Below are 11,958 nucleotides of genomic sequence, written 5' to 3' on the forward strand. Positions count from 1 at the left end.
TAGGGCTTCAGTTTTGGTTTCATTTAATAGACAAGAATGAATAATTTATGTATTATTTGATGATTTTAGTTCTGCTATTCTTAGTAGAACTTCTTTATTTTCGTATCGCTGATAAATGTAACATTATCGATAAACCTAACGAGCGTAGTTCGCACACCCGGATCACGCTGCGGGGTGGGGGAATTATCTTTTATTTGGGGGCGTTGGTTTATTTTCTGACAAACCATTTCGAATATCCCTGGTTCATATTGGCCTTGACCTTGATTACTTTTATCAGTTTTGTGGATGATATCCGTTCTACCTCGCAAGGATTGCGTTTAGTCTTTCATTTTACGGCAATGGCTTTAATGTTCTATCAATGGGGATTGTTCAGTTTGCCTTGGTGGACGGTCTTTGTTGCCCTGATTGTTTGTACGGGAATTATTAATGCTTATAACTTTATGGACGGGATTAATGGCATAACAGGAGGTTATTCTTTAATTGTATTACTTGCTTTAGCCTTTGTCAATATGCAAATGGTTCATTTTGTGGAAGGGGATCTTATATACACTATGCTTTGTGCGGTATTGGTATTTAATTTTTTCAATTTTCGCAAGAAAGCAAAATGCTTTGCCGGAGATGTCGGATCGGTCAGTATTGCTTTCGTTGTTCTTTTTTTGGTAGGCAAACTAATAATTCGAACAGAGAATTTCAGTTGGATCGTTTTGCTTGCGGTGTATGGAGTAGACAGTGTACTGACTATTATCCATCGGCTTATGTTACATGAAAATATTGGTTTGCCGCATCGCAAGCATCTATACCAGTTGATGGCAAATGAATTGAAAATTCCACATGTGGTGGTCTCATTGATTTATATGATGTCACAAGCTGTAATTATAGTTGGCTATCTGTTAATTCCCGGCAATGGTTATTGCTATTTGATGGGAGCAATCATCGTATTAAGTGTAGTGTATGTCTTGTTTATGAAGAAATATTTCCACCTGCATCAGATGACAGAATGATGCTTCGGTGGCAAGTCTGATGAAAAAAGCCTCCCGGTCATCCTTTTTTAAAGGTGACCGGGAGTTTTTTTATAAGCATTCATTCCCTGTCAACCAAAAAATCTTATTAACTTTGCGGGTCACTTTTGAAAACATAAAAAACTTAATGATATGAATATCTCTTATAATTGGCTGAAAGAGTATGTCAATTTCGATCTGACGCCCGATGAAGTGGCGGCTGCGCTGACTTCTATCGGACTGGAAACAGGTGGAGTGGAAGAAGTTCAAACGATTAAAGGCGGACTGGAAGGCCTCGTGATTGGCGAAGTGCTGACTTGCGTTGAACATCCGAATTCAGACCATTTACACATCACAACCGTAAATTTGGGTAACGGCGAACCTACTCAGATTGTGTGCGGAGCACCTAATGTCGCTGCCGGACAAAAAGTAGTTGTTGCCACTCTGGGCACGAAGCTTTATGATGGTGACGAATGTTTTACGATCAAGAAGTCGAAGATTCGTGGTGTAGAGTCTATTGGTATGATTTGTGCTGAGGACGAAATTGGTATCGGAACATCACATGACGGCATCATTGTATTGCCGGAAGACGCAGTGCCGGGAACACTTGCCAAAGATTATTATAATGTAAAGAGCGACTATGTACTTGAAGTAGATATTACTCCGAACCGTGCGGATGCTTGTTCACACTATGGAGTGGCGCGTGACTTGTATGCTTATCTGATACAGAATGGTAAACAAGCTGTATTAACCAAGCCGTCTGTCGATGCTTTTGCTGTCGAAAATCATGATCTGGATATCAAGGTAACTGTGGAAAACAGTGAAGCATGTCCTCGTTATGCAGGCGTTACTGTGAAGGGCGTTACAGTAAAAGAGAGCCCGGAATGGTTGCAGAATAAGTTGCGTATCATCGGATTGCGGCCTATTAATAATGTAGTGGATATTACTAACTACATTGTTCATGCTTTCGGGCAGCCGCTTCACTGCTTTGATGCGGACAAAATAAAAGGTGGCGAAGTGATTGTGAAAACAATGCCGGAGGGTACACCGTTTGTTACACTGGACGGAGTAGAACGTAAGTTGAATGAACGTGACCTGATGATTTGCAACAAAGAAGACGCCATGTGTATTGCAGGTGTTTTCGGAGGTCTTGATTCCGGTTCTACAGAAGCCACAACGGATGTGTTTATCGAAAGTGCTTATTTTCATCCGACATGGGTACGTAAGACTGCCCGTCGCCATGGTCTGAATACAGATGCTTCTTTCCGTTTCGAAAGAGGTATCGATCCGAATATCACTATCTACTGTCTGAAACTGGCAGCCATGATGGTGAAAGAACTCGCCGGAGGTACCATTTCTTCGGAGATTAAAGATATCTGTGCTGCTCCTGCACAGGATTTTATTGTCGAGTTGACTTACGAAAAGGTACACAGCCTGATTGGTAAAGTGATTCCGGTAGAGACGATTAAGAGCATTGTTGCCAGTCTTGAAATGAAAATCATGAACGAGACAGCCGAAGGACTGACATTGGCAGTACCTCCTTATCGGGTAGATGTACAGCGTGATTGTGATGTAATCGAAGATATCCTGCGTATCTACGGATACAATAATGTGGAAATTCCATCGACTTTGAAGTCGAGTCTGACTACTAAAGGAGATTGTGACAAGTCGAATAAGTTACAGAATCTGATAGCCGAACAACTGGTTGGTTGCGGTTTCAACGAAATATTGAATAACTCTTTGACTCGGGCAGCCTATTACGATGGTATGGAAACTTATGCTGCCAAGAATCTGGTGATGCTGTTGAATCCTTTGAGTGCAGACTTGAATTGCATGCGTCAGACATTGTTGTTCGGTGGCTTGGAAAGCATTGCTCACAATGCAAACCGTAAGAATGCCGACTTGAAATTCTTTGAATTCGGTAATTGTTACCATTTTGATGCAGAAAAGAAGAATCCGGAAAAGGTATTGGCTCCTTATTCAGAAGACTACCATTTGGGCTTGTGGGTAACCGGTAAGATGGTATCAAACTCTTGGGCACATGCAGATGAAAACAGTTCTGTGTATGAACTGAAAGCTTACGTAGAGAATATTCTCAAACGTTTGGGACTGGAATTGCATACACTGGTGGTGGGTAACCTGAGTGACGATATTTATTCTACAGCCTTGACTGTGAACACCAAAGGTGGCAAGAGACTGGCTACGTTCGGTGTAATTACCAGGAAACTGTTGAAAGCTTTTGATATCGATAATGAAGTTTATTATGCAGACCTGAACTGGAAAGAGTTGATGAAAGCCATCCGTTCAGTGAAAGTAAGCTATAAAGAGATCTCTAAGTTTCCGGCCGTAAAACGTGACTTGGCTCTGTTACTGGATAAGAAAGTACAGTTTGCCGAGATCGAGAAGATAGCTTATGAAACGGAGAAAAAGCTTCTGAAAGAAGTTTCTTTATTCGATGTTTATGAAGGCAAGAATCTTGAAGCCGGTAAGAAATCGTATGCTGTCAGCTTCCTGCTTCAGGACGAGAGTCAGACTCTGAACGATAAAATGATTGATAAAATCATGTCGAAACTGGTGAAGAACCTTGAAGATAAACTGGGAGCAAAGCTCAGATAATACGGAACATAAAAATAACAATTAAATAATTAATAAAACTCACGCTCGCTTCTTCTATCGGGATAGGGGAGGCGGGGTGAGGCAAATATTTTAAACCAATGGGAAGAGCGTTCGAATATAGAAAAGCTACCAAGCTGAAAAGATGGGGCAACATGGCCCGTACATTTACGAGAATCGGTAAACAAATTGCTATCGCTGTAAAAGCCGGTGGTCCCGATCCTGAAAACAACCCGCATCTGCGTGCAGTAGTTGCCACTGCCAAACGTGAGAACATGCCGAAGGATAACGTGGAACGCGCTATCAAGAATGCAATGGGCAAGGACCAAAAGGACTACAAAGAGATGAATTATGAAGGTTACGGTCCGTTTGGTATTGCAGTATTTGTAGAAACTGCTACAGACAATACGACCCGTACTGTGGCTAATGTTCGCAGTGTCTTCAATAAGTTTGGCGGAACATTGGGTACTTCGGGTAGCCTTGATTTTATGTTCAGCTGGAAGTCAATGTTCACTATCACAAAGAAAGAAGGTGTGGACATGGATGATCTGATTCTGGAACTGATTGATTACGGAGTAGAAGAAGAATATGATGAAGATGGTGATGAAATCACACTTTACGGTGATCCGAAGTCATTTGCCCAGATTCAGAAATATCTTGAAGAGAATGGTTTCGAAGTGAAGGGTGCTGAGTTTACCCGTATTCCGAATGATGAAAAGGATCTGACTCCGGAACAACGTGCCACGATCGATAAGATGGTAGAGCGTCTGGAAGAAGATGAAGATGTACAGAATGTGTACACAAACATGAAACCTGCTGAGGACGAAGGCGAAGAGTAATGAAATATGTTTATAAAACCAAGGGCACTTGCAGCACGAACATTGAACTGGATGTTGAGAATGGCATCGTGAAGGAAATTGCTTTTTGGGGTGGATGTAACGGCAACCTGCAGGGCATTTCACGTTTGGTGACGGGAATGCCTGTGTCAGAGGTGATCACGAGACTTGAAGGGGTCCGTTGTGGGACTCGTTCTACTTCATGTCCCGACCAACTATGCCGTGCTTTGCACGAGATGGGTTTCTAAAAAACAAAGTCTGTATTCGGGGTAAACAGAGCCTCTGTCAACTACGAACGTAGCTTCTGTTTGCACCATTTAAAGGCTCTATTAAAAAATAAGGGAGGCGATGAACTGTCAGTTCATCGCCTCCCTTATTTTTTAATAGAATACAGCTTCTTATTTATACATCTCGGGAGTAACTGTTACCTGCATCAGCTCTTCTTGCGTTTTACCTGACAGATAAATATATTTAATCGTCACATCTGATTCTCTGTACACTTTCATCTCTTCAGTGTTCTTTATTGTTTCCGGCAAGGTTTCTTCCAATGATTTCTTCAGTTGTTCTGACATGGTAGGATCGTCAGCCTGTCCGCTCAGGGTATAGAAATAGGTAAATGTATTGTCTTTGCCCGAATAAGTGGTACTGTCCATTCTTGTCATTTCATCTACAGTGATAGGGCACTGTTTGTTTACTTGTTCAGAAGCCAGTTCGAAAACCTTTTGTTTAGCTTGTTGGCAAGAAGCCAGCGTGAAAAGAACAGCGCAAGCTCCGAGAATGATTTTTTTCATTTGCTTAATCTTTTTAATGTGTGAATATGGAACAAAGATAGTTGTTAAAAGTGAACCGAACAAGGTTCTTGCTTGTTATTAATAGCTATCTTTGTAGATACATTCTGTAAATTAGAGGAAAAACAAGAGACATGACATCCTTATGAAAAATATTTTTAAAGATTTGAGAAGTAAAGACCACAAACGCTATCTGGGAGGTTTGGACGTCTTCAGATATATTGGTCCCGGTTTATTGGTTACTGTAGGTTTTATTGATCCGGGTAACTGGGCTTCTAATTTTGCAGCAGGTTCAGAATTTGGTTACTCACTGTTGTGGGTGGTCACGCTGTCCACCATCATGCTGATCGTATTGCAGCATAATGTTGCCCACTTGGGGATTGTGACCGGACTTTGCCTTTCGGAGGCTGCCACACGGTATACTCCTAAGTGGGTATCACGCCCTATTCTGGGTACAGCCGTACTCGCTTCCATCTCCACATCACTGGCCGAAATACTGGGAGGGGCTATCGCTCTGGAGATGCTGCTTGATATTCCCATTATCTGGGGAGCGGTGCTGACAACTGTTTTTGTATCCATTATGCTTTTTACAAATTCATATAAGAAAATCGAACGCTCTATTATCGCTTTTGTATCGGTGATCGGGCTGTCGTTCATTTATGAACTTTTTCTGGTAGACATTGACTGGCCTATGGCAATCGAAGGTTGGGTGACACCGTCTATACCCAAAGGAAGTATGCTTATCATTATGAGTGTATTGGGAGCGGTGGTGATGCCTCATAATCTTTTCCTCCATTCGGAGGTGATTCAAAGCCACGAATATAACAAGCAAGATGATGCATCTATAAAAAAGGTATTAAAGTATGAACTGTTTGATACCCTCTTTTCCATGATTGTGGGATGGGCCATCAACAGTGCTATGATTCTGCTGGCAGCCGCTACTTTCTTTAAAAGCGGTATCCAGGTGGAAGAATTGCAACAGGCAAAGTCATTGCTTGAACCCTTGCTTGGTAGCAATGCAGCCATTGTCTTTGCTCTGGCATTACTTATGGCAGGTATCTCGTCTACAATCACCAGCGGGATGGCAGCCGGATCTATTTTTGCCGGTATCTTTGGTGAATCTTATCACATCAAGGACAGCCACTCTCAGGTAGGAGTCATTTTATCGTTGGGCATTGCGTTGCTGCTGATCTTCTTTATTGGTGATCCGTTTAAGGGGTTGATCATTTCCCAGATGGTGCTGAGTATCCAGCTTCCGTTTACCGTTTTCTTACAAGTAGGTCTGACCTCTTCGCGTAAGGTGATGGGAGATTATGTAAACAGCAGATGGAGCACGTTTGTGCTTTATGCCATTGCTGCGATAGTGACTGTATTGAATATCATGTTGTTGTTCTCATAAAATATAGACGATGAAAATTATAACTTATAACGTGAACGGACTTCGTGCCGCGGTGAATAAAGGGTTGCCCGAATGGTTGGCAGAAGAGAATCCCGATGTGCTTTGTTTGCAGGAAACCAAATTGCAACCCGACCAATATCCGGCAGAGGCATTCGAGGCGCTTGGATATAAAGCATATCTTTACTCTGCACAGAAGAAAGGGTATAGCGGAGTGGCCATATTGACCAAAATCGAGCCCGACCACATCGAATATGGGATGGGTATCGAAGAGTATGATAACGAAGGGCGTTTTATCCGTGCGGATTTTGGCGACTTGTCGGTGGTGAGTGTTTATCATCCTTCGGGTACGAGCGGAGATGAACGTCAGGCTTTTAAGATGGTTTGGCTTGAAGCGTTCCAAAAGTATGTGACCGAACTGCGAAAATCCCGTCCGAATCTGATTCTTTGCGGGGATTATAATATTTGTCATGAACCCATCGATATTCATGACCCTGTACGTAATGCCACCAACAGTGGTTTCTTGCCTGAAGAACGGGAATGGATGACTCGCTTCCTGTCCGCAGGGTTTATCGACTCCTTCCGCACGCTTTATCCCGAAAAGCAAGAGTACACCTGGTGGAGTTATCGTTTCAACTCACGCGCTAAGAACAAGGGGTGGAGAATTGATTATTGTATGGTAAGCGAACCGGTGCGCTCTTTATTGAAAGAGGCCGTTATCTTGAACAATGCCGTTCATTCCGACCATTGTCCGATGGCATTGGAAGTCGGCTGAATTATTCGAGAATGGTGATACTCAGTTTGCGTCTGTCTCCTCCGTCACGGAACTCACACAGGTAAATGCCCTGCCAGGTTCCGAGGTTGAGCCGGTGGTTTCGGATGGGAATGGTGACCGATGTTCCTATTAATGACGCCTTAATGTGTGCGCTCATATCGTCCGGTCCTTCTTCGGTATGGATGAAGTAAGGTGCCCCATCGGGTACCAGTTTGTTGAAAAACGTATTAAAATCATGGCGCACGTCCGGATCTGCATTCTCGTTGATGGTGATGCCTGCCGAGGTGTGTTTGATGAACACGACCAACAGTCCGTTTTCCGGTAATTCAGGGATAAGGGAGAGGACGTCATGAGTGATCAGATGAAAGCCGCGCGGATAGTGCGGCAGTCGTATATCGAAAGTTGTTGCCATAAAAATCATTGGTTAGTTGCCGGCAAAGATACTTTTTTAATAAATTTGCAAGAAATTAAAAAGATATAAAATGACACTGGAAGATAGAATAAACCGGGCCTCTGAGCTTTTTAAGAGCGGTTATAATTGTTCGCAGTCTGTAGTAGCTGCGTTTGCCGATATGTATGGATTTACTGAAGAACAGGCACTGCGTATGGCTGCTTCGTTCGGTGGAGGTATCGGGCGCATGCGTGAAACGTGCGGAGCGGCTTGTGGCATGTTTCTGCTTGCCGGATTGGAGAAGGGAGCTGTCGACGGAGCCGATCGTGAAGGGAAGGCTGCCAATTATGCTTTGGTACAAGAGCTTGCAGCCGAATTCAAGAAACGAAATGGTTCGTTGAATTGTGGCGAACTGCTTGGTTTAAAGAAGAAAGCGCCGGTTTCATCCGAACCGGAGGCCCGGACAGAACAGTACTATGCCAAAAGACCTTGTTCGAAAATGGTAGAAGAAGCAGCCAGAATATGGGCTGAATATCTCGAAAAACAGAAAAAATAGCTGTTAAATTGATGTTTTCATTACAAAGAAGAGAAAAAACTTACTAATAATCTGTTATATAACATAATTATAACTATCTTTGCAGCCGAAATAAAATCTGATTTGTTCAGGTTTTAACTCATGTCTAACTAAAATTTCTAAAGCAAATGTTGAAAGAAAAAGCAGGTGAAATTGCAGGTAAAATCTGGAATGCACTGAATGGAACAGAAGGACTGACTGCCAAGCAGATTAAGAAAGCGACTAAGTTGGTAGATAAAGATTTGTTCCTTGGCCTCGGATGGCTGTTGAGAGAAGACAAGATCTCTACTCAGGAAATCGAAGGTGAAATCTTCGTTACATTGAACTAAGGAGTGGGCTACTTCCCCAATAAAAAAATGCGTTGATACATTATGATATGTTATCAGCGCATTTTTTTATGTTCTGGCATTTGTGTATATTTGCGCACCAAATTAAATTAAGATAATAGTATCAGATGGATAAAATCAGAAATTTTTGCATCATAGCTCATATCGACCATGGTAAATCAACATTAGCGGACCGCTTGTTGGAGTTCACTAATACCATTCAAGTGACAGAAGGGCAGATGCTTGATGATATGGACCTGGAGAAGGAGAGGGGGATTACAATTAAAAGTCACGCCATACAGATGGAGTATACATACAGGGGGGAAAAGTATATTTTGAACCTGATTGATACTCCGGGGCATGTTGACTTTTCGTATGAAGTGTCCCGCTCGATAGCTGCCTGTGAAGGTGCGTTGCTTATTGTAGATGCATCACAAGGGGTCCAGGCACAGACCATCTCAAATCTTTATATGGCTATTGAGCACGATCTTGAAATCATTCCGATCATTAATAAATGCGATATGGCGAGTGCCATGCCTGAAGAGGTGGAAGACGAGATTGTAGAGTTGCTGGGATGCAAGAGGAATGAAATTATCCGTGCATCCGGTAAGACGGGTATGGGTGTTGAAGAAATACTGGCAGCAGTAATAGAGCGTATACCTCATCCGAAAGGTGATGAAGACGCACCGTTGCAAGCTTTGATCTTCGACTCTGTATTCAACTCCTTCCGTGGAATTATAGCTTATTTCAAAATCACGAACGGAGTTATCCGTGCGGGGGACAAAGTGAAGTTCTTCAATACCGGAAAGGAATACGTCGCCGATGAAATTGGAGTGTTAAAGATGGAAATGGTTCCCCGTAAAGAATTACGGACGGGGGATGTTGGATATATCATTTCTGGTATTAAGACCTCGAAAGAGGTGAAAGTGGGAGATACGATTACCCATGTAGCCCGTCCTTGTGATAAAGCGATTGCCGGATTTGAAGAGGTGAAGCCGATGGTGTTTGCCGGAGTTTATCCTATTGAGGCCGAAGAATTTGAAGATCTGCGGGCTTCGCTTGAGAAGTTGCAGTTGAACGATGCTTCGTTGACTTTCCAGCCGGAATCTTCTTTGGCGCTGGGATTCGGTTTCCGTTGCGGTTTCCTGGGGTTGCTTCACATGGAAATTGTACAGGAGCGTCTGGATCGTGAGTTCGATATGAACGTCATTACTACGGTTCCTAACGTATCTTATCATATCTACGATAAGCAAGGCAATATGACGGAAGTTCATAATCCCGGCGGTATGCCCGATCCGACAATGATTGACCACATAGAAGAGCCTTATATCAAAGCTTCCATTATTACAACTACCGATTATATCGGACCTATCATGACGCTTTGCCTTGGCAAGCGGGGAGAGCTGTTGAAGCAGGAATATATATCTGGAAACCGCGTCGAGCTGTTTTACAATATGCCTTTGGGCGAGATTGTGATCGACTTCTATGACAGATTGAAGAGTATCTCGAAAGGTTATGCTTCGTTTGATTATCATCCGGATGGTTTCCGTCCGTCTAAGTTGGTGAAACTGGATATTCTGTTGAATGGCGAATCGGTTGACGCGCTTTCCACCTTGACTCACTTCGATAATGCCTACGATATGGGACGCCGGATGTGTGAAAAATTGAAAGAACTGATTCCGAGACAGCAGTTTGAGATTGCCATCCAAGCTGCCATCGGTGCCAAAATCATAGCACGTGAGACGATCAAGGCTGTGCGTAAAGATGTTACGGCGAAATGTTACGGAGGTGATATCAGCCGTAAACGTAAATTGCTTGAGAAGCAGAAAAAAGGAAAAAAACGTATGAAGCAGATCGGCAACGTGGAAGTGCCGCAGAAGGCGTTCCTTGCCGTGCTTAAACTGGATTAGGAAATAAGGGCTGCAACGTGATAAAAAGCAGAAATCTTTCTGAACAAATTTCGTTGCAGCCAGTTTCTAATATACCAGGTAATTGCCATCTGTCCGCAGAGCTTTCCCTGGCAATTGCCTTTAAAACAACGATAAACAATAAAAATGAGAAAAGTTCTGTCTTTTTCGGCCTTTTTGATTATTGGCCTTTTACTATCACAATTCCTGCCATCATTGGCAGGTGAAGGATATGCTGCTGTAAAAACTGTATCTAGTATTCTTCTTTATGTCTGCCTGAGTTTTATTATGATTAATGTCGGGCGTGAGTTTGAAGTAGATAAGACCCGTTGGCGAAGTTACGCTGAAGATTATTTTATTGCGATGGCTACTGCCGCTATGCCTTGGTTCCTGATTGCCCTTTATTATGTGTTTGTACTTCTTCCTCCTGAGTTTTGGAATAGTTGGGAGGCGTGGAAAGAGAATTTGCTGTTAAGCCGTTTTGCCGCTCCTACGTCGGCAGGTATCCTTTTCACAATGCTCGCTGCTATCGGACTTAAGTCAAGTTGGATTTATAAAAAGATTCAGGTGCTGGCTATCTTCGATGACCTTGATACGATTTTATTGATGATTCCTCTGCAGATAATGATGATCGGTATGCGCTGGCAACTGATTGTGGTTATCTTTATCGTCTTTTTGCTGCTTTCATTAGGTTGGAAACAGTTGGGCAAATATAACTGGCGTCAGGACTGGAAAGCGATAATGGGCTATTCGGTACTTGTTTTTGTTGCTACACAGGCTGTTTATTACTTCAGCAAGCAGTTGTATGGCGAAGAGGGCAGCATTCATATCGAAGTGCTGTTGCCGGCTTTTGTGCTGGGTATGATCATGAAACATAAAGAGATAGATACTCCGGTGGAGCACAAAGTTTCGACGGGAGTCTCGTTCCTGTTTATGTTTTTAGTCGGACTCAGTATGCCGCATTTTATTGGGGTGAACTTTGCAGAGACGCATGCCGGAACCCATTCGGTGACAGGCTCACAGGAAATGATGTCATGGGGAATGATAACGTTGCATGTGTTGATTGTTTCACTGCTTTCAAACATAGGTAAGTTATTCCCCGTATTCTTTTACCGGGACCGGAAGTTCAGCGAACGACTGGCACTTTCTATCGGTATGTTTACCCGTGGTGAAGTAGGAGCCGGAATTATTTTTATTGCCCTTGGATACAATCTGGGTGGCCCTGCTTTAGTGATCTCAGTGCTTACGATCGTGTTAAACCTGATCCTGACCGGCATCTTTGTTCTATGGGTGAAGAAGTTGGCATTGCGGAGTTATACAACTTAGCAAAGGCATAAAGTTACTTAAACCTAAT

12 protein-coding genes are annotated in these 11,958 nt (G+C 42.9%); 10 read left to right on the forward strand and 2 right to left on the reverse strand.

Going from position 1 to position 11,958, the window contains the following annotated elements:
- The first annotated feature begins 47 nt into the window (after positions 1-47).
- The 4 genes from KO473_RS06925 to KO473_RS06940 all read left to right on the forward strand — a co-directional run bounded on the left by KO473_RS06925 (position 48) and on the right by KO473_RS06940 (position 4,695).
- Complete coding sequence (locus tag KO473_RS06925; RefSeq protein WP_005820481.1) at positions 48-1,001, forward strand: glycosyltransferase family 4 protein; 954 nt, start codon at positions 48-50, stop codon at positions 999-1,001.
- A gap of 150 nt (positions 1,002-1,151) precedes the next feature.
- Positions 1,152-3,614 (forward strand): phenylalanine--tRNA ligase subunit beta, encoded by a 2,463-nt coding sequence (pheT, locus tag KO473_RS06930; protein ID WP_005820479.1) that lies wholly within the window; start codon positions 1,152-1,154, stop codon positions 3,612-3,614.
- Positions 3,615-3,712: 98 nt separating this feature from the next.
- Positions 3,713-4,450, forward strand: coding sequence for a YebC/PmpR family DNA-binding transcriptional regulator (locus KO473_RS06935; RefSeq protein WP_005778114.1), 738 nt, complete (start codon positions 3,713-3,715; stop codon positions 4,448-4,450).
- The gene (locus tag KO473_RS06940; protein ID WP_005778113.1) at positions 4,450-4,695 is read left to right on the forward strand and encodes a TIGR03905 family TSCPD domain-containing protein; all 246 of its coding nucleotides are present in this window, start codon (positions 4,450-4,452) and stop codon (positions 4,693-4,695) included. The genes KO473_RS06935 and KO473_RS06940 overlap by 1 nt, the downstream gene beginning before the upstream one ends.
- Before the next feature lie 150 nt (positions 4,696-4,845).
- On the opposite strand, the gene KO473_RS06945 is transcribed toward KO473_RS06940, so the two are convergent.
- A complete protein-coding gene (locus tag KO473_RS06945) occupies positions 4,846-5,238 on the reverse strand; it encodes a hypothetical protein (protein WP_005778111.1) in 393 nt (130 codons plus the stop codon).
- Between the two features lie 142 nt (positions 5,239-5,380).
- Here KO473_RS06945 and KO473_RS06950 point away from each other — a divergent pair, with 142 nt between their 5' ends.
- Together KO473_RS06950 and KO473_RS06955 are read left to right on the forward strand one after the other, a co-directional pair.
- Complete coding sequence (locus tag KO473_RS06950) at positions 5,381-6,634, forward strand: Nramp family divalent metal transporter (protein ID WP_005778109.1); 1,254 nt, start codon at positions 5,381-5,383, stop codon at positions 6,632-6,634.
- 10 nt (positions 6,635-6,644) lie between these two features.
- Positions 6,645-7,406: an exodeoxyribonuclease III gene (locus KO473_RS06955; protein ID WP_005778108.1), complete on the forward strand. Its 762-nt coding sequence runs from the start codon at positions 6,645-6,647 to the stop codon at positions 7,404-7,406.
- Between the two features lies 1 nt (position 7,407).
- On the opposite strand, the gene KO473_RS06960 is transcribed toward KO473_RS06955, so the two are convergent.
- Complete coding sequence (locus KO473_RS06960; RefSeq protein ID WP_005806473.1) at positions 7,408-7,818, reverse strand: secondary thiamine-phosphate synthase enzyme YjbQ; 411 nt, start codon at positions 7,816-7,818, stop codon at positions 7,408-7,410.
- A 70-nt stretch (positions 7,819-7,888) separates the two neighbouring features.
- Between KO473_RS06960 and KO473_RS06965 the strand changes: the two genes are divergently transcribed.
- The 4 genes from KO473_RS06965 (at position 7,889) to KO473_RS06980 (ending at position 11,930) form a co-directional block, all read left to right on the forward strand.
- Complete coding sequence (locus KO473_RS06965) at positions 7,889-8,353, forward strand: C-GCAxxG-C-C family protein (protein ID WP_005806471.1); 465 nt, start codon at positions 7,889-7,891, stop codon at positions 8,351-8,353.
- A 146-nt stretch (positions 8,354-8,499) separates the two neighbouring features.
- On the forward strand, positions 8,500-8,700 hold the full coding sequence (locus tag KO473_RS06970) for a winged helix-turn-helix domain-containing protein (protein ID WP_005778103.1): 201 nt from the start codon (positions 8,500-8,502) through the stop codon (positions 8,698-8,700).
- 125 nt (positions 8,701-8,825) lie between these two features.
- Entirely contained in the window at positions 8,826-10,607 is a 1,782-nt protein-coding gene (lepA, locus tag KO473_RS06975; protein WP_005778101.1) for a translation elongation factor 4, read from the forward strand.
- A 144-nt stretch (positions 10,608-10,751) separates the two neighbouring features.
- A complete protein-coding gene (locus KO473_RS06980) occupies positions 10,752-11,930 on the forward strand; it encodes a sodium:proton antiporter (protein ID WP_005778097.1) in 1,179 nt (392 codons plus the stop codon).
- The last annotated feature ends 28 nt before the right edge of the window (positions 11,931-11,958 follow it).

Source organism: Bacteroides sp. HF-4919 (assembly GCF_018860125.1).